We start from the raw sequence: 17,798 nt of genomic DNA, 5'->3' as shown, positions 1-17,798 counted from the left end.
AGCGGGCCAGATTGCGGAGCGCTGGCTTTGCGTTTTGCGGAGACGATCGGGTGAGTGCCGCGCCGCATTGCGCGGCGCGAGGTGATTCAAACGCTTTGGGTGCTGCTTTGGGTACTTATGCGGTTGGGCGGAACATCTGGAACATCTCGCCGATTTCCGCGTAGTCGGCGCGATAGCCCGCACGCATGATCGGCTGCGCAGCGTGCGTGTCGAACAGACCGTCTTTCAGATAGGCCTCGTTAATGTGGACGCCGACTACTTGGCCTAGCGACAGGTAGTTGTCCATGGGCTTGCCGTCGAGGGTGTGCAGACGGACCACTTGCAGCAACTTGCATTCGAGCGCGGCCGGCGATTCGGCGACGTGCGGTACGGCGACGTTGCGACCAGGCGCGGGTGTCAGGCCCGCGAGTTCGAATTCGTCGACGTGGGGCGGGACTGGCGCGGAGGAGCGGTTCATCTGCTCGGCGAGTGGCTTGCTGGACAGATTCCAGACGAATTCGCCGGTGGCCTCGATGTTGGCGATGCTGTCTTTACGGCCTTCGCTGCAGAAGCCGATGATCGGCGGGAAGCTCGCGAACGCGCCGAAGAAACTGTAGGGCGCGAGGTTGAGAGTGCCATCGGTAGCGCGTGAGGAAATCCAGCCGATCAGGCGCGGAGCGACGATTGCCTTGAATGGGTCGTGCGGGAGGCCGTGGCCGGTGGCGGGGTTGTAGAAGTAGTGGGGCATGGTTTGTGTTGGGGTTTGCGGGTGAGGCGGGAGGTATTTATACCGCAGACTTGCTGGGGCTGCTGAAGGCAGCAGTGAAGCGGACTACGGCTGTTCGCGCTTCCGTGAGTTCCTGTACATCGGTTGGCTTCGCGCTGCGTCTTAACAGGCCTTAAATTGTGAATTACAAATACAGTCCATAGACTGTATATTTTATTTACAGCTTATTAACTGTATTTTCGTGATACAGTCCAGAGACTGTACGAGCCTGAAGAAAATCCAATGGATTACGCTATCAAGACGCTAAGTCAGCTCCGCCCCATTCTGCTGGGTTTCCGCAAGTCCGCAGGGCTCACACAAGCTGCGGTGGCCGAACTGCTAGGCATCACGCAGCAAAGCTACGCGCAGCTGGAAGCCAATCCGGCATCGGCAAGCGTCGAGCGGCTTTTTAAGGTCATGCGTTTGCTCAACGTCGAGTTGCGCATGAGTCAGACGTCGTCCGCGCCTGACAGTAAACCAGCGCAGGCCGAGACGCCGAAGCTTCAACGACACGTCCCCGCCGCCAAGAAAGCGAAATCTCCGTCGGTCGCCAACCGCTCAGGCCAGACCCAGAAGGCGTCGAGTTCGAAGCAATCCCTTGGGACAACCACGACCAAAAAGAAACGGGAAAACTGGTAATCATGGCGCGCCGCTCTCAGACACAACGACTCAACATCTGGATGAACGGGCTGCCCGTAGGCTACTGGGAAAAAGCACGGGAAGGGGACCGCCTGAGTTATCTCGACGAGTGGATCAAAGACGAACAGGGGCGCCCCCTTTCCCTATCGATGCCGTTCACGCCCGGGAATCAACCGTACCGTGGCGACGTGGTCAACGCATTCTTCGACAATTTGCTTCCCGATAGCGATGCGATCCGCCGGCGATTGGCTCAACGGCATCGCACGGGCAGCACGAACGCATTCGACCTGCTGGTAGCGCTTGGCCGTGACTGCGTCGGTGCGATCCAACTGCTGCCGACTGACGAGCAACCCACCGACCTCTACGATATCTCCGGAACGCCGTTATCCGAGCCGCAGATCGCGCTGCTACTGCGCAATGCCACCTCAGCGGCGCCGCTCGGCCAATACGATAACGGGGTGGATTTAAGGTTATCGATTGCCGGGGCCCAGGAGAAAACGGCGCTGCTGCGCCACGACGAACAGTGGATCTACCCGACTGGCAGCACGCCGACCACGCATATCTTCAAGCTTCCGCTCGGGCTGGTTGGAAACATGCAGGCGGACATGCGGACCTCAATCGAGAACGAATGGCTGTGCTCGAAAATCGTATCGGCGTATGGACTTCCCGCGGCGAACTGCGAGATTGCAGCGTTCGAAAATCAAAAAGCGCTCGTGGTCGAGCGTTTCGACCGTAGATTGTCGAGCGACGCGAGCTGGATCGTGCGCCTTCCGCAGGAAGACATGTGTCAGGCCACCGGAAGGCCCTCACATCTGAAGTACCAGGCCGACGGCGGGCCGGGCATCGCAGAGATCATGGACGTGTTGCTCGGCTCGGAAAACGCGGACCAGGATCGGCGGCAGTTCTTCAAGACTCAACTTGTGTTCTGGCTATTGGCAGCAACGGATGGGCATGCGAAGAACTTCAGTATTTTTCATCTGCCAGGCGGGTTGTACCGCTCGACGCCACTTTATGACGTGCTCTCCGCGCATCCAATCATTGGCCCCGGGCGAAATCAAATTGCGCGTCAGAAGGTAAAGATGGCGATGGCTGTTCGCGGTAGTACCAATCACTATCTGATCGAAAAGATTCAGCGACGGCACTGGATCGAACAGGCTCGACAGGTTGGGTTGGGAAGCGATACGGCGCAAGACATCATTGCTGAAGTGGTCGACGCGACTGATCATGTGATCAGTGCGGTGGGCACTCAGGTTCCTTCGGGATTTCCGGACGGATTGGCGGAATCGATTCTGGGTGGGCTTGCGAAGCAGAGGGATAAGTTGGCGATGACGGTCGGTCACCGCCAATGCTCACCGCAATCCTCTATGTCTGATCGTTGATTGCCGCGCCATAGTTAACCGCGACTAATCACCTGCTTGCGGCCAGCTTTGACGCGCGCCAAATGAGCCTCGTCCCACTCATAGAAACCAGCACCGCTGCGCACGCCAACACGCCCCGCGTTCACCTGCGCCCGCAGCAGATCGAGCACGTCTTCGTCCTTGGCGAGTTCCGGCATCAAATGCGTGGAGATGTCGAGGAAGGTATCGAGGCCGCCCATGTCCGCGCCCTCGAACGGCCCGACGATCCCCCAGCGGCGCCCGAGCGATGCCTTCATGACCCGATCGACCACATCAGGCGTCGCCGCTCCCGAACGCACGATGTTCAACGCCTCGCGGAGCACCGCGAACTGCAACCGGTTGCCGACAAAACCCGGAATCGCCTTCGCCAGCACCACCGGCTCCATACCGATCGCGCTCATCAACGCAGCGGTATGTTCGGTGACTTCCGGCGCGGTCGCGGTACCCGGCACAACTTCGACGAGCGGGATCATGTGCGGCGGATTCCAGAAATGCGCGATCAGAAAACGCTCCTTCGCGCGCAGCGGAGCAACCAGTTGATCGGGCGGAAAACCGCTGGTGTTGCTCGCGAGAATCGCATCGTCTGCCATCAACTCTGCCAGCGCCGCATACAGGCGATGCTTCAGTTCAAGCACCTCGGGAATCGCCTCGATCACGAATTGCGCCGACGCCATGACGTCAAGTTGCCCATGTGTCTCGATGCGCCCGAGCGCCGCCCGCTTGGCAGCGTGGTCGATGCGTCCGGCGTCGATCAGTTCGTCGAGCACCGCTTCCGCCTTGGGCGCAACGCTTGCGAGGCGCGCCGGGTCGACGTCGTGAACGATCGTCCGATGTCCATGCAACGCGCTTTGCGTCGCAATACCGACGCCCATCAATCCCGTGCCCACTACGCCTATGACCGCCTTGTCCACGCCGCTCTCCTGCTGCCGTCGATGAAAGCGTTCAAGCATAGCGCAGCGCGCCGTTTTCGAAGACCGAATGCAACAAAGCCGGTCTTCCGTGAGGAGGGACCGGCTTTGCGGACCTCACGCCGCGTCACGCGGCGCCGTCATGCGCGCATTAGTAGCGCGGGGGCGGCGGCCGACGGTCGTCGTGGTGATGCGGATCGTAGTCGTGCGGATGATGGCGCATCCAATCGTCATGAGCCCAGTAGCGGTGGCCGTCGTAGTAACGATCGCCGTGCCAGCCGATATTGATCGACACGCCCACCGGCGTCATGTGCGGCTGACCGTAAACCACCGGTCCCGGACCATTCTCGATAACCACCCGTTCCTGGGCGAAAGCACTGCCGGCTGCGAGCAGCGCGCCGCCCGCCAGCAAGGTTGCAACGATCGAACGCGACATCTTGTTAAAGGTTTTCATAGTGACCTCCCATGCAAAGTTTTGTATCAAGCCAGCGCCCGTGTTCGGCCAACATCGAACCGCGATTTTGGGTTCGGACCAGACGCCGTACGCTTGAGACCAACTTTAGCGGCGCAAACCGCATGAAGACGTGAGCACTTGTAAGCGCACATTTCAATGAAAGGGACTGATGAATGGCCGTGTTTTGGACCTTCGCCGCCCGTCTACTGCGCATGCGCGGTGAATCAACTGAACGACACTACGGCGCCGTGTGAGCTGCCGTTACATTCATTTCGGCCAGGAAATATTCGGAAAAACGGGGAATTGGGCGGTAACCGCACAAAAAACAAAAGCCACGGCACGCGTTTCGCGGGCAGTGGCTTCAATGATGCGGACGCACTCGACGTGCGCGCCCATGCGCGATGGTCCGCGCTCAGGCCGTACAGCTTTGCTTTATTAGTCGCTCAGCTTGATGCCGAACAACGTGGATTGCGCTTTGCGCATGCGTTCTGCTTCGCGGCTACGTGCTGCGTACGAGTAGTCCGAATCCAGCGGCAAATGGGGCGACGCAAAGAGGTCGCTGACCTTTTGGAACAATGCAAAAATGAAGCTCATGGCGACTCCCGGTTGGTTACTGCATTAGCTAGGGTTTTCCCTTAAGAAGAATTATAGGGTTTTCCCTAGGCAAAAGCTAGTGCAATGCAGCAATTTCTCGGGTGTGGTGTGTTGTCACAGGGTTTTTATCCATGGTGCGTCGCACCATGACAACGTCCCCGTTTTTTATATTTCAGGGTCAAAAGCTTCCGTCTACTGAAGCGTGGTCGACTGTGGCTTCCTGCTGCGCGTGGGTTTCGCGCTCGTCGTGGTTTTGCGAGGGTTCACTACGGCGGCATCGACGGCGCCCTCTGCTGTGCTGTCCGCACGCATCAGCGTCGCGCTGTTGACGGAGACGATCAGCCCCGGCAAGGTCCGCGCGGGGTTCTCTTGCGGCTTGACGGACGCGCCCGTCGCCGAAAACTCGACGTTCAACGCCCAGTGCCCTTCGTGGATGCCCTGATCGCGCAGAAGCGCGGCTAGCAGGTCCTCGATCGAATATTTGTGCGTGCTGGTCGGCATGATGGCTCCCGTCAGAAGATGCGCTGGCGTATCCGTTCCGGCTTCGCAACAGCAACGAGAGTTTAAAACGTGAAGTTTGGCTTGCGAGGCGTTGGCGGCGGGTGGTTCCTTACGGCGCCTATCCTGGGAGGCAGGGAGCGAGGGTGAGACTGGAAGCCGGGAAGCTGGGGGCGGAAGTAGGCGCCCGGCTGTTTGTTTGCGCGGGCAAAACGAGCTGCCGCGGCCAGCGAACGCCGGCGCGGCAGTCACTGAGAATCAGTGCGAATTGGCAGCTTTCGGCCTGTGCGCGTGCTGTGCACGCGTGCCGCGTTTGCCATGCGCGGGCGTGGCCGCGGCTGCCTGAGGCGCTGCAGTTGCGGCTGCGTCAGAAGCCGCATTGGCCGCCGCCGCGTTGGCCATCGCGATGTGCGTGTCGAGCAAGCTGGCCATGGCGGCCTGCTGGTTCTGCATCATCTGTTCGATGCGGTGTTGCTGGGCGGTGGTTTCACGCGTCAGGCGCATCAGGAGCACCGTCTGCGTGATGCCGATCGCGACCGTCATCAGCAACGCGCCCACCACGATCGACAACATCCATTTCATGCGACGTGAATGATCGGTCGCGGCGAGGCGTTGATCGGCGATCACGCCGTACAGCGCATCGACGGTATCGGCGAAGGCTGTCGCGCGGGCGCGGTCGAGCTCAGGCGCGGCGCGCAGTGCTGCCGCGGCTGCTTCGGCACGCTGGGCTTCACGGAAAGAAGGCGCCGAGAAAGACGCATTCGCGTGCGCGGAGGATGCCGACGCTGATGCAGGCGTTGATGCCGATGCTGACCACGCGGATGCAGACACATTGCCCGATAGCTTCGCAGCCGGCTTCGGCTCGGCAATCACCGCGCCGGCATCCGCCATAGCCCCAGACTCGGACGAAGACGAAGACGAAGCACGCTCCGCTCTCGCATTCGCGCCTTCCACCCCAACCTCTTCTCTCGAAGCCGTCGCCGCTTTGGCAAAAGTCGCCGCGAAACGCTGCGGCGGCGCAGCCGGTTTGGCACCACCTGAGGTCGATGCAACCGCTGCATCTGTAGTCACTGCACCCGGCTCAGCAGCCTGGCGCAGCGCGGTCACACTACGCGCCACTGTCGCGGCGGCCATCGCAGACGTAAGCGGCGCAACCGCATCACGTGCCGACGCCGCCGGCTTCTCTTCGTCCGACGCTTCTGGCGCCGCCTTCACATCCCCGAAAGCCAGCTCGCCGACAGGCGATGCCGCTGCCTCCACGGCCTCCGTCTCCAGCCCGCTCAATTGCGCATTCACCGGCACCGGTTCATCGGATTTCGCAGCGCGAGGCGCGCGGCGCGCCGCCCTTGCCTCGGGCGACATGCCGTCGGCATCGATCACGCCAACCGCGGCCAGCACGACATCGGGTAATTCAAAGCCATGCAGCGTACCTTGCCGGACGTCGATATTCATCGCCTCCAGCGTGGCGCGGGTGGGATCGTCGGGGAACAGGTCGAGGGTGCTGTCGTCGCGTGAGGCATCGCTCAGTTGCGCGAGACGTTGTGCCGAGCGCGCGGCGCGCGCCAGCTTGTTTTCAGTTTCGGTCGAGACGGTGGCCTGCCGCCGCTTCTTCGAAGCGGCGCGCTGAGGCCGGGACTGCGTGGATGCTGCGGAATCTGCCATAGAGAAAAAAGCGGTCGTCGCCGGAAAGCGGGCGCCGAGCACCGCTCGTCAATGCCATTGGAATTTTTCGAGACCGCATTGTCGCATGGCCGCCCGCCCCTGCCGAAGCCATTCGCGGAGGTTTTTCCGTTTTTAAGACGACGCCTCGTCCTGCCGGAACTGCTTGACGCCGTGCAACTGACGCAAGCGCGAGCAGATCGCTTCATATTCGGTATTCGACACGCGGTGCAACGTGATTATCACTTCATCGCACTCCGGCGCGTCATCGCTTTGCTGCATCACGAATTGTTTGACGCGCGGGCTCGCGGCGCCGAGTTCGTCGTGCAGCGAATGGAATGTCATGGCGCCGCGCTCGACGATCATCGTCAGCTGGCGTCGTTGCTTCACCGTGATGAAGCGGCGCTCGAGCGGCTTGATCCCGGCGAGGATGATCAGAATAATGATGGTCGCGGCGATCGATGCCGTGTACAGCCCGCCACCGACCGCCAGCCCGATCGCCGCGACCGACCAGAGGCTGGCCGCCGTCGTCAACCCGCGCACGATTTCGCCGCGCAGCAGGATCGAACCCGCGCCGAGAAAACCGATGCCGGAGACCACCTGCGCGGCCATCCGTGACGGATCGAGCACGACGTGATCGCCCGACAGCACTTCGGCAAACCCATAGGCCGACACGATCATGATGAGCGTCGAACCGACGCAGACCAGCATATGCGTGCGCAAGCCCGCGGCCCATGAAAGCCGTTCGCGCTCGAAACCGATAACGCTGCCGAGCGCAGCGGCCAGCATCAGACGGGAAATGAGTTCAAGGTTCCCCAACATTGTTTTTCCTCCTCTTCTGGAATTATTTGAAGCGTATTTCGCAGCTGTGACGGAGTGCCAGCGGCAGCCGTTTGCTTTATGCTTGGCCGCACGTCGCCAGCGGCCTCGCTGCGGCGAGAGCCAAAATCCGCAGGCGCTTCGAATGACCGCGTTTGACCAACCGAACTATGCAGAGCATGACCCCTTTCACCGCTTCCACGATCCCGCTTGCCAACACACTGCGTGACCACTTCGCTCACGTGGTGCTGCCGCTGTGGCGCGGGCCCGGTTTCAACCCCGCGCTGAAGCTGCCCTACGAAGCGGTCAGCGCCGAGGGTCCTGAACCTTTGCCCGCGGAGCGTTACCGGACAATGGCGTGCGCGCGACAATTGTTCGTGTTCTCGCAAGCAGGCGATGCGGCGCATGCCCAGGTGCTGTTCGATTCGCTGATGCACACCTTTCAGGACACGCGCCACGGCGGATGGTTCTATACCGTGGATGCGCAGGGCGCGCCGCTCGATACGACCAAAGACTTGTACACGCACGCGTTCGTCGTGTTCGCCTGTGCGGAATATGCCGGCCGTTCCGGCAACCGCGACGCGTTGGAAGTCGTGCATCGCACGTCGGCACTGATCCAGTCGCACTTCGTGGCCGACAGTGATTTGTTCAACGCCGCGCTCACCGCGGACTTTGCCAGCGTGACCGGCACGCCGATCCAGAATCCCTTGATGCATCTCACTGAAGCCTGGCTAGCCGCCCGCGAAGTCACTCGCGACAACGCCTTCGACGCCGCGTTGGGCCGTCTTGCCGGCGCCATCGCGCATCACTTCGTGCATGCGCCGACCGGCTGCGTCGCCGAATTGCCGATTGGCGCGGACGACAACCGTCTGGAACCTGGGCATCAGTTCGAATGGTTCTGGCTGGTCAAGCAGGCGGGTGCGTTGTTCGACGCTTCGGGTCTCAACGAATCGCTGACGCGCGCGTTCAGCTTCGCGCAGCAATATGGCGTGGACCCGCAAACGGGCGGCGTATACGCCTCGCTCGACGAAACCGGACGCATCAAGGACCCCACCCAGCGGATCTGGGCGCAAACCGAGTATCTGCGCGCACTGGCGAGCCGTGACGACCCGGCTGCGCACGCCGCGCTGCCGCGGCAAATTGAGCTCTTCCGGGGACGCTTCCTGCGTCCGCAAGGCTGGTTCGAATGCAAAACGGCCGCCGGTGATGTGGTGCGCGCCGACATGCCGTCGACCACTCCCTATCACCTCGCGACCGCTTATGACGCCTTGCCGGGCTAAGCGCCGGCCGCCGTCTCCCCGTGCATCGGCGTCAAAAGCCGACTGACCGGTCAATCAGTATTCTTCGCGTTGCCAGGGTCCCCAATCGGCGTCGGCAGTTTTGAATCGCGTGTAGGTCGCGCTGTGTCCGGTGGGGGTATCCGATGTATCGCCGTGCGGTTTTTTATCGGTGGTGTGAAGGGCGAAAGCCTGGTGCTCTTCGGTATCGACCGTGATTCGGCCGACCGGATCCGGGGCGCCTTCTTGAGGTGATTTCGACTCCAATATCGCGAGATAGGGGGTCAAACGACTCCAGAATGAGGTAAGTTCATCTTGCAAATAATGTGTCAATGTTTTTCCTGGAAGAGTAATACAAGCAGTTTACCCTACCGGCTGGGCCCCCTTGGAAAATGGTTTCCGGACGTCAAAAGGGTCCAATCAGGGGAATACCCGAATACTTGTTGATTGGCGTCCATCATAAAGACGTGATACAACTCGTACTTCGCGCTCGATCTCGTGTTGAGAAATAGCGGTCGCGAATGCAACACACAACATTTACTGGATTAAAAATGGCAACAGGTACTGTGAAGTGGTTTAACGATGCAAAGGGCTTTGGCTTCATCACCCCGGACGACGGCGGCGAAGACCTGTTTGCACACTTTTCGGAAGTTCAAGGCAGCGGCTTCAAGTCCCTGCAGGAAAACCAAAAAGTGACGTTCGAAGTCAAGCAAGGCCCGAAGGGCAAGCAAGCTGCGAACATCCAGCCGGCCTAAGTACCTTCAGGTACGTTGAGGCACCCTTAGGCGCTTGCGTCTAATGCAAAATGGCCCGCTTTGGCGGGCCATTTTCTATTGCAGATGCCCTCTTTTTGGGCACGTTCGCGGCCTAGATCGCCCGCATCCCTGACAGCGCAAACGCCGCCGTTTGCCCGTGCAGGTCGTCCATTTGTTGCATTCGCAACACAGTCTCAGAAATTTCGAACACAGAAACAGCGTCCTTCAATTGCTGCGTCTGCTGATGCAGCGAGGCTGCCGCTGCGGCAGCTTCTTCGACGAGCGCCGCGTTCTGCTGCGTCATCTCGTCCATCTGCACCACCGCCTGGTTGACCTGCTCAATGCCCGTGCTCTGCTCGAGCGAAGAGGCGCTGATTTCCGCCATCATCTGCGTGACGCGCGAAATCGACGCGGAAACGTTGCGCATCGCCTCACCGGCGTGCTCGACCAGCGTCGAACCGCCCTGAATCTCGGCGACCGATTCGCTGATCAGCGTCTTGATTTCCTTCGCCGACTGCGCGCTGCGCTGGGCGAGCCCGCGCACCTCGCCCGCCACCACGGCGAAGCCACGGCCTTGTTCGCCCGCGCGCGCCGCTTCGACTGCCGCGTTCAGCGCGAGGATATTGGTCTGGAACGCGATGCCGTCGATCACCGAAATGATCTCGGCGATCTTGTCCGAGCTTTGCGCGATGCCGCGCATCTTGTCGACCACCTCGTTGACCACTTCGCTGCCGCGCGAGGTCGCCTCCAAGGCGGTTTCGGCGAGCGCATTGGCCTCACGGGCGTGATCGGCGTTCTGGCGCACCGTAGCGGTCAATTCCTCCATGCTCGACGCAGTTTCTTCGAGCGATGCCGCCTGGTTTTCCGTGCGTGCCGACAGATCGGCGTTGCCGGTGGCGATTTCGTCCGCGCCGAGGTGAATCGAGTCAGCGGACTCGCGCACGGTTTGCACGGTGCGCGCCACGCTCGCCTGCATTTTCGCGAGGCCCGAGAACAAGCGGCCGATCTCATTGGTGCCGCGCGAAGCGATCGGCTGGTCGAGACGCCCTTGCGCGATGCGGTCGAAGTGACGGCCGGCTTCTTCCAGCGGCGCCACCACGCCCTTGCGGAGCGCTGCGTACACGCCGAATGTGCCCGCTACCAGCACCAGCAGGATCGCGACGCTGACGGCGCGGAATGTGGCCATGCGTGCGTCAATCGAATCAAGCGATGCCTGGCTAGCAGCAGCGCCGAATTGCACGAAGTTGTGCGACTCGGCGAGATAGGCGTCCTGGAAGCCCTGGGTCGGCTGGTCGAGGAAAGCCTGAATATTGTTCGCGTCGAGAAACTGCACCAGCTCCGCGAGCGCGTCGTGGAATTTTTTGTAGCGCTCGGCGAGCGCGGCGGCACGGGTGCTGTTTTCGTCGCTGGTCTTCTGCGCGCTCATGAACGCGCCGAACGACTGATCGGCTGCCGTCAGCTGGTCGCGGGCATGCTGCACGATATCGGCCGGCTCGGCGCCGCCGCGCACCATGCGCGTACTGGCGCGCGACAGGTTGATGCGCGCATCCATCAGATGCTGGGTCGTTTCATTGACCGCGTCCACCTGCTTCAAGGCGACATTCGACAGATCGCCCACGTCGTCATGCGTGCGTGTGAGCGACCAGAACCCCAAACCCACCGTGACAAGCTGGAAAACGCAGAACGCGGCCAGAACACACAACAGGCCGGATGCGACCTTGATCTTGCTGAACATCGTGAACACCTAAAGCAAAGAATGACGGGACCTACGTCCGGGTTAACGGCAAGGCCAAACTTTGCTTGAGATCAATGTCGCCAAAAATCGTCTTACGTCCCCGTTTCATCGGCCAACTTCGCAATTCCCGTCATTTTCCGCAACAATGCTCCGCAGATATTTTGGATTCACCTTGACGCGATGCGTCAGCGCTTCCTAGAGTGGGTAGGGACTGCACAATGGACGCCGGTGCAGATGCCACTGCGGGCCACGCCCGAAGGACTCACGATGACCGACATCCTCGACCGGGCGCGCGGCGCACTGCATGCCCAGCCGTTCAGCATGCTGCTAGGCACCGAACTCATGCACACCGGCACCAACGAACTGACGCTCTGTCTGCCGATCCGCGACGAGTTGCGGCAACAACATGGTTTCGTGCATGGCGGGGTCATCAGTTATCTCGCCGACAATGCGCTGACGTTCGCCGGCGCGCTGTCGCTGGGGCCGAAGGTCGTGACCGGCGAGTACAAGATCAACTATCTGCGGCCGGTGATGAACGGCACGCTAATCGCACGGGCGAAGGTCGTCTACGCAGGGCGGCATCAGGCAACCTGCCAGTGCAACGTGTATGTGATGGACGGCCAGCGCGAGAAACTCGTCGCCGTTGCGCAAGGCACGATCAATCGCATTAGCGAGAACGGCGAGCACGAGCCGGCGGGCTGACCGGAACCGTGCACTAGAGATGGGATGGCGAGTCATGCGGCTCGCACCAGGGTACATAAAAAAACCGCGCCTGCTGGGAAGCAGGCGCGGTTTTTCATTCTGAACAGCGCTGATTGCTTGGCTTACTGCACCGCTTATTCCGCCGCGTAAGTCTTCTGCGTCTGTTCGCCGAGACCTTCGATACCGAGACGGATCGTCTGGCCCGGCTTCAGATACACCGGATTCGGCTTCACGCCCATACCGACGCCCGGCGGCGTGCCGGTCGAAATCACGTCGCCCGGTTGCAGGCTCATGCACTGCGACACATACGACACCAGCTTCGCGACGCCGAACACCATCGTCTTCGTGCTGCCGTTCTGATAACGGTGGCCATCCACTTCGAGCCACAGGCTCAGGTTCTGCGGATCGGCGACTTCGTCGCGCGTCACGACCCACGGGCCGATCGGGCCGAACGTATCGAAGCCCTTGCCCTTATCCCACGTGCCGCCCTTCTCGATCTGCCACTCGCGTTCCGACACGTCGTTGATCACGCAGTAGCCGGCAACGTAATCGAGCGCATTGGCTTCGTCGATATATTTCGCGGGCTTGCCGATCACCACGCCCAGTTCGACTTCCCAGTCGGTCTTCTTCGAGCCGCGCGGAATTTCGACGTCGTCGTTCGGGCCGCTGATGGCGCTCGTCCACTTATTGAAAATCACCGGTTCCGCCGGCACCGGCAGATTCGATTCGGCGGCGTGGTCCGCATAATTCAGCCCGATGCAGATGAACTTGCCGATCTTGCCGACGCACGGTCCCATGCGCGGATTGCCTTCGACCAACGGCAGCGAAGCCGGATCGAGCGCGCGCAGCTTGGCGAGGCCTTCGTCAGTCAGCGCGGCGCCGTCGATATCGCCAACCACCTTTGACAGATCGCGAATCTTGCCTTGCGCGTCGAGCAGGCCCGGCTTTTCCTGGCCTTTCGGCCCATAACGAAGCAGTTTCATCTTTGCACTTCCCTTTCCGTTCAGTGGTATTCGGTTCGTGTTTCAGCGTTGACCGGACCGCATCAGTTCGACCAGCCGCCATCGATCACATGCGCGTGGCCGGTGGTGAACGACGACTCGTCGGACGCGAGATACAGCGCCAATGCAGCGATCTCTTCCGGCTTGCCGATACGGCCCATCGGCTGACGCGCCACAAAAGCCGCCTGCACGACGTCGAGCGTCGCGCCCTGCGCCTTGGCCTGCTCAACGATCCGCTGTTCGAGCGACGGCGAATGCACCGTGCCCGGGCAGATCGCGTTACAGCGTACACCACGTGTGATGAAGTCTGCAGCGACGGACTTGGTCAGCCCGATCACCGCGGCTTTCGACGCGCTGTAGGCAAAGCGGTTCGGCACGCCCTTCACGCTAGAGGCCGCTGACGACATATTGATGATAGAACCGCCGCCCTTCTCCAGCATGGCCGGCAAAAACGCGCGGATCATGCGGTACATCGCCTTCGCGTTCAGGTCGAAGGCGAAGTCCCAATCTTCTTCGCTGCATTCGAGAATCGAGCCGGCGTGCACGAAGCCCGCGCAGTTGAACAGCACGTCGATCGCGCCGAGCTCGGCGGCCAGCGCCTTGATCGCCGCGTTGTCGCGCACGTCGAGCTTGCGCGCTTCGACCGGCTTGCCGGCGAGTCCGTCGATGCGGATATCGGTGGCGATCACGCGCGCGCCTTCGCGCGCGAACATTTCCGCGGTGGCGAGACCGATACCTTGTCCTGCAGCGGTGATCAGGGCCGTCTTGCCGGCCAGTCTTTGTGTCATCTACGACTCCAGTTGAATGGGCTTTCTCTTGTCTTCGTAACTCGTCTTCGTCACATCAAAGTCGATAAAACGCAGCGGCGTTGCCGCCGAAAACCGCCTCTCGCTCGGCGTCGCTCAAGGACGCGAGCAAGGTGTTCGCCACCGAATGCCAGACCTGATAGTCGCCGTTCAGATCGAGGACGGGCCAGTCGCTGCCCCACATCAAACGCGAGGGGCCGAATGACTTCAGCAGATGCTCGACATACGGATGAAGCGTTTCTTCGCTCCAGCCAGGCGACGCTTCTGTGACGAGTCCCGACAGCTTGCAATGCACTTGCGGCAACTTTGCGAGCCGCGTGATTGCGTCGGCCCATGATTGCCAACCCGCGCGACCGTAACGGATTGGCGGCTTCGCACCGTGATCGACAACGATGCGCAGCGTAGGGAACCGCTCCGCGAACGTTTCGAAAGGCTCGACGTGCCGCGCGTAAATCAACGCGTCGAACGCGAGGTCGTGCTCGATCAGCGCTTCGATTGCGGGCGCGAGATCGGGATTCGCAATCCACGTATCGTCGGGCAGATCCTGCAGCATCGGCCGCACGCCTTTGAACTTCGGCTCATGCGCCAGCGCTCCAATCACGGCCGGCGCCGTGGGTAACAGCAACGGCACCCAGCCGACCACACCGGCAATCGATGGCTCATGCCGCGCGATGTCCAGCAAGTAGCGCGTTTCATCGATGGTCGGCGCTGCCTGGACCACCACCGTCCGTTCGACGCCCGCTGCTTCTCGCAGTGGTTTGAGATCGTCGGGACCGAACAGCCGGTACAGGATTTTCAGTTCCGGCGTGAGCCACTCGTAGTCGCCACGAGCGGGGTCCCAGTAGTGCTGGTGGGCGTCGATACGTATCGTCAAATCAATCCTCCGGCGCGGGCGCGCGGCTGTCGAGCAAGCCCTTGTCACGCAACGCGGACCACAGATCCGCCGGGATCGGCTGCTCGAACGACGCGGCGTTCTCGCGCAATTCATTGGCACTGCGCGCGCCGGTCAACACGGTTGCGACCGCCGGATGCGCATACGGAAACTGCAAAGCTGCGGCGGCAAGCGGCACGCCATGCACCCGGCACACCGCTTCCAGCCGCGCGACGCGTTCGATGATTTCGCTCGGCGCGTCGCCGTAATTAAATTTCAGATCGCCCGCGACGCCGCGCGCCAGAATGCCTGAGTTGAACGCGCCGCCTAACAGAATGCTGACGCCGCGTTGTTCACATGCTGGGAGCAGATCGTTGAGCGTGGTCTGTTCGAGGAGCGTATAACGGCCCGCGAGCAACGCGCAATCGATATCGAATTCGGCCATCACGTCGAGTATTGCCGCGCCTTCGTTGACACCGAGCCCGACAGCCTTGACCGCGCCTGAGGAGCGCAGATCATCGAGCGCACGAAAGCCGCCGCCTTCGGTGAGTTGCTGCCAGTAATGGGGGTTCTTGTCGCCATGCGTGACAACGCCAATATCGTGCACCAGCAGAATGTCGATATCGACCATGCCGAGACGCTGCTGGCTGTCTTCGAACGAACGCAGAATGCCGTCGTGCGTGTAGTCGAAGATCGCCTGGAACGGCAGCGGGTCCTGCCAACCTTCGCTGCCGTCGTAGGGCGTGGTGCGCGGTACGAAGCGGCGCCCGACTTTGGTGGACAGCACGTATTCACTGCGCGGATAGCCGCGCAACGCGTCGCCCAGACGGTGCTCGGCTTTCGTGTGACCGTAGTGCGGCGCGGTGTCGAAAAAGCGCACGCCGACGTCCCACGCGGCGGCGATAGTCGCATGCGCTTCTTCTTCGGACAGATCGCGGTACAGACCACCCAACGGCGCCGTACCGAGCCCCAATCCGGATACCTGCAATGCACGACGGCCGATGTTGCGCCGCTGTTCGATCTTCGAACCGATCTTTGCCGTCATGGACCACGTCTCCCATTTGTTAATGTTTTAGCACGTGCCGGCGATGTTTGCCCGCTGCCGCGCTACTAGCGACGGCCTTGGCACGCTAATGGCTGCACCGAAAGTTGCTAAATCGATTACGGCTCGGGCTTGCGGTCGTACTGATCGCTGAGGACGCTAAGCCCGCTCAGTGCGGCTCGATCGCAACAACCCGATGCGGCGGTGCAGCGCTCGACGGCAAACAAGCCGGGCCCACCGGTTCGAAAGTCTTGTACGTCAGGATGAATTCCTGATGACCGAGCATTTCCGATTTCGACGCCGCCCCGAGCGACACCGCCACCGTTTGCTCGAACACCTCGCGGCCGACTTCGTCGAGCGTGCCGCGGCCTTCGAGAATGCGCCCTGCATCGACGTCCATATCGCCGGCGAGATTGCGGTAGGTCGCGGGATTCGCGCACACCTTGATGACCGGTGAAATCGCCGAGCCGACCACCGATCCGCGTCCGGTCGTGAACAGAATCACATGCGCGCCGCATGCGATCAGCTCGCCGATTTCCGCGTTGTCGCTGATGTTCGGAAAGCCAAAGCGCGGTTCGCCGTCAGGGACGACGTCGAGAAGATAGAGGCCACCGGTCGGCGGAACGTCGCCGGGTTTGATAATGCCGACAATCGGCGACGCGCCGCTTTTCGCATACGCGCCCAACGATTTCTCTTCCTGCGTGGTGAGGCCGCCGTCCGCATTGCCGACGGCAAAACTGCCATGCCCAAGAATCGAGTAGTACCGCGCCGCCTTCGCCACGCACGCGACAATTTCATCCCCGAGTTCCGGTCTCGCGGCACGCGTTTTCATATGAAACTCGCAGCCCACCAGCTCGCCGGTTTCTTCGAAGATGCAGGTCGCGCCCGCATCGATCAGATGATCGAACGCACGGCCCACGGCCGGGTTTGCGGTGATGCCGCTGGTTCCGTCAGAGCCGCCGCAAATCGTGCCGATCACCAGTTCGCTCAGCGCCATCGGCACTTTCTTCTGCGCGGCAAGTTGCTTGCGTGCGTCGCGAATCCAGTCGACGCCGTATTGAATCGTGCTGCGTGTGCCGCCTTTTTCCTGGATCGTCAGGACTTCGACGGGACGGCCGCTCGCGCGCACCACGTCCACAAGGTAATGCTTGTTCATGCTCTCGCACCCGAGCGACACGAACAGCACCGCGCCTACGTTGGGATGCGTGGTGAGGCGCTCGAGCATCTTTTCGGCGTACCCATTCGGATAGCAACCGGGAAAGCCGATCAGATGCACGGGCGGCTCGCGCTCGGCGGAAGGATCGTCGAACGCGTCGAGCGGTTCGCGGAACTGCGTGACGATCTCGCGCGCGACGTGATGCGCGCACTCGACCAGATACGCCACCGCAACCACATTGCGGATGCCCTTGCGGCCATCCTTGCGCGGATAGCCCTGCAACAAGGGCTGATGCTGCGCGGCGGCGGATGCTACGGAAGTGTCAGTCATGATCATTCCAGCGCGGCGCAAGGCCACGTCAATGTGCTCAATTCAGTGATGGACGAACTCGTGGCCCGCGTCGTGCGTATACGTGGGCAGGTAATCGCTTTCGAGGTTGTGCGTATGCAAATGCGCACCGCGCGCCACCGCCTCGGTCACGTGACCGATCACTGCGCCGTAACGCAGCACCTTGTCGTCTTTCGCGAGTTCATGGCGCGCGACCTTGTGGCCGAGGTCGATGGTTTTGGTGAGCGTCACGCGCTCACCTTCGATCTCGACTTGCGTGCCTGCGTCGAGACGCGCCGCCGCGATCAGGCAGTTGTCCGCGGGGCTGAGCAGGATCAGGCGTGGGTCGGTTTGCAACGTTTGGGGCGTTTGCGCGGTTTGCGTTGAGCTGCTGGTCAAGTGCGTTCTCCGTG

General features: G+C 61.4%; 20 protein-coding genes. 5 read left to right on the top strand and 15 right to left on the bottom strand.

The annotated features are described in order from the left end of the window. Positions 1–115 precede the first annotated feature (115 nt). Positions 116–727 carry a flavin reductase family protein gene (locus M0D68_RS04865; RefSeq protein WP_093634407.1) on the bottom strand — a complete coding sequence of 204 codons (612 nt, stop codon included), beginning with the start codon at positions 725–727 and terminating at the stop codon, positions 116–118. A 261-nt stretch (positions 728–988) separates the two neighbouring features. On the opposite strand from M0D68_RS04865, the gene M0D68_RS04860 reads away from it, so the two are divergent. Both M0D68_RS04860 and M0D68_RS04855 read left to right on the top strand, forming a co-directional pair. Next, positions 989–1,384: a helix-turn-helix transcriptional regulator gene (locus M0D68_RS04860; protein WP_200617501.1), complete on the top strand. Its 396-nt coding sequence runs from the start codon at positions 989–991 to the stop codon at positions 1,382–1,384. A gap of 2 nt (positions 1,385–1,386) precedes the next feature. Further along, a complete protein-coding gene (locus M0D68_RS04855; RefSeq protein ID WP_200617502.1) occupies positions 1,387–2,763 on the top strand; it encodes a type II toxin-antitoxin system HipA family toxin in 1,377 nt (458 codons plus the stop codon). A gap of 14 nt (positions 2,764–2,777) precedes the next feature. Here M0D68_RS04855 and M0D68_RS04850 read toward each other — a convergent pair whose 3' ends face one another. The 6 genes from M0D68_RS04850 to M0D68_RS04825 all read right to left on the bottom strand — a co-directional run bounded on the left by M0D68_RS04850 (position 2,778) and on the right by M0D68_RS04825 (position 7,716). Further along, positions 2,778–3,731: a 3-hydroxyacyl-CoA dehydrogenase family protein gene (locus tag M0D68_RS04850; RefSeq protein WP_266223898.1), complete on the bottom strand. Its 954-nt coding sequence runs from the start codon at positions 3,729–3,731 to the stop codon at positions 2,778–2,780. Between the two features lie 109 nt (positions 3,732–3,840). Beyond that, complete coding sequence (locus M0D68_RS04845; RefSeq protein WP_266223897.1) at positions 3,841–4,143, bottom strand: hypothetical protein; 303 nt, start codon at positions 4,141–4,143, stop codon at positions 3,841–3,843. A gap of 435 nt (positions 4,144–4,578) precedes the next feature. Next, entirely contained in the window at positions 4,579–4,737 is a 159-nt protein-coding gene (locus M0D68_RS04840) for a hypothetical protein (protein ID WP_166618131.1), read from the bottom strand. A gap of 192 nt (positions 4,738–4,929) precedes the next feature. Next, positions 4,930–5,238 carry a hypothetical protein gene (locus tag M0D68_RS04835; RefSeq protein WP_093634403.1) on the bottom strand — a complete coding sequence of 103 codons (309 nt, stop codon included), beginning with the start codon at positions 5,236–5,238 and terminating at the stop codon, positions 4,930–4,932. A 255-nt stretch (positions 5,239–5,493) separates the two neighbouring features. Further along, on the bottom strand, positions 5,494–6,897 hold the full coding sequence (locus tag M0D68_RS04830) for a hypothetical protein (RefSeq protein ID WP_266223896.1): 1,404 nt from the start codon (positions 6,895–6,897) through the stop codon (positions 5,494–5,496). Positions 6,898–7,029: 132 nt separating this feature from the next. Continuing rightward, entirely contained in the window at positions 7,030–7,716 is a 687-nt protein-coding gene (locus tag M0D68_RS04825) for an MgtC/SapB family protein (RefSeq protein WP_093634402.1), read from the bottom strand. Between the two features lie 167 nt (positions 7,717–7,883). Between M0D68_RS04825 and M0D68_RS04820 the strand changes: the two genes are divergently transcribed. Further along, positions 7,884–8,993, top strand: coding sequence for an AGE family epimerase/isomerase (locus M0D68_RS04820; protein WP_266223979.1), 1,110 nt, complete (start codon positions 7,884–7,886; stop codon positions 8,991–8,993). 54 nt (positions 8,994–9,047) lie between these two features. On the opposite strand, the gene M0D68_RS04815 is transcribed toward M0D68_RS04820, so the two are convergent. Continuing rightward, positions 9,048–9,278, bottom strand: coding sequence for a hypothetical protein (locus M0D68_RS04815; RefSeq protein ID WP_233464700.1), 231 nt, complete (start codon positions 9,276–9,278; stop codon positions 9,048–9,050). Between the two features lie 263 nt (positions 9,279–9,541). On the opposite strand from M0D68_RS04815, the gene M0D68_RS04810 reads away from it, so the two are divergent. Continuing rightward, complete coding sequence (locus M0D68_RS04810; protein ID WP_007178724.1) at positions 9,542–9,745, top strand: cold-shock protein; 204 nt, start codon at positions 9,542–9,544, stop codon at positions 9,743–9,745. A 112-nt stretch (positions 9,746–9,857) separates the two neighbouring features. Here the strand turns inward: M0D68_RS04810 and M0D68_RS04805 are convergent, their stop codons facing one another. Further along, complete coding sequence (locus tag M0D68_RS04805; RefSeq protein WP_093634456.1) at positions 9,858–11,480, bottom strand: methyl-accepting chemotaxis protein; 1,623 nt, start codon at positions 11,478–11,480, stop codon at positions 9,858–9,860. 267 nt (positions 11,481–11,747) lie between these two features. Here M0D68_RS04805 and M0D68_RS04800 point away from each other — a divergent pair, with 267 nt between their 5' ends. Beyond that, positions 11,748–12,182, top strand: a complete 435-nt coding sequence (locus tag M0D68_RS04800) for a PaaI family thioesterase (protein WP_054034920.1) — start codon at positions 11,748–11,750, stop codon at positions 12,180–12,182. A gap of 134 nt (positions 12,183–12,316) precedes the next feature. On the opposite strand, the gene M0D68_RS04795 is transcribed toward M0D68_RS04800, so the two are convergent. The 6 genes from M0D68_RS04795 to M0D68_RS04770 all read right to left on the bottom strand — a co-directional run bounded on the left by M0D68_RS04795 (position 12,317) and on the right by M0D68_RS04770 (position 17,784). Further along, complete coding sequence (locus M0D68_RS04795; RefSeq protein ID WP_054034763.1) at positions 12,317–13,165, bottom strand: ureidoglycolate lyase; 849 nt, start codon at positions 13,163–13,165, stop codon at positions 12,317–12,319. A 62-nt stretch (positions 13,166–13,227) separates the two neighbouring features. After that, positions 13,228–13,971: an SDR family oxidoreductase gene (locus M0D68_RS04790; protein ID WP_093634399.1), complete on the bottom strand. Its 744-nt coding sequence runs from the start codon at positions 13,969–13,971 to the stop codon at positions 13,228–13,230. Positions 13,972–14,026: 55 nt separating this feature from the next. Then, on the bottom strand, positions 14,027–14,857 hold the full coding sequence (locus M0D68_RS04785) for an amidohydrolase (RefSeq protein ID WP_266223978.1): 831 nt from the start codon (positions 14,855–14,857) through the stop codon (positions 14,027–14,029). A 7-nt stretch (positions 14,858–14,864) separates the two neighbouring features. Continuing rightward, positions 14,865–15,905, bottom strand: a complete 1,041-nt coding sequence (locus M0D68_RS04780) for an aldo/keto reductase (protein ID WP_266223895.1) — start codon at positions 15,903–15,905, stop codon at positions 14,865–14,867. Between the two features lie 166 nt (positions 15,906–16,071). Beyond that, on the bottom strand, positions 16,072–17,388 hold the full coding sequence (locus tag M0D68_RS04775) for a UxaA family hydrolase (protein ID WP_200617525.1): 1,317 nt from the start codon (positions 17,386–17,388) through the stop codon (positions 16,072–16,074). A gap of 42 nt (positions 17,389–17,430) precedes the next feature. After that, the gene (locus tag M0D68_RS04770) at positions 17,431–17,784 is read right to left on the bottom strand and encodes a UxaA family hydrolase (protein WP_234487781.1); all 354 of its coding nucleotides are present in this window, start codon (positions 17,782–17,784) and stop codon (positions 17,431–17,433) included. Positions 17,785–17,798: the final 14 nt, after the last annotated feature.

The organism is Paraburkholderia sp. SEWSISQ10-3 4 (assembly GCF_030464785.1).
Lineage (GTDB): Bacteria > Pseudomonadota > Gammaproteobacteria > Burkholderiales > Burkholderiaceae > Paraburkholderia > Paraburkholderia aspalathi.
The sequence above is the reverse complement of the archived record's forward strand: the minus strand, read 5'-3'. Positions and strand labels throughout refer to the sequence as shown.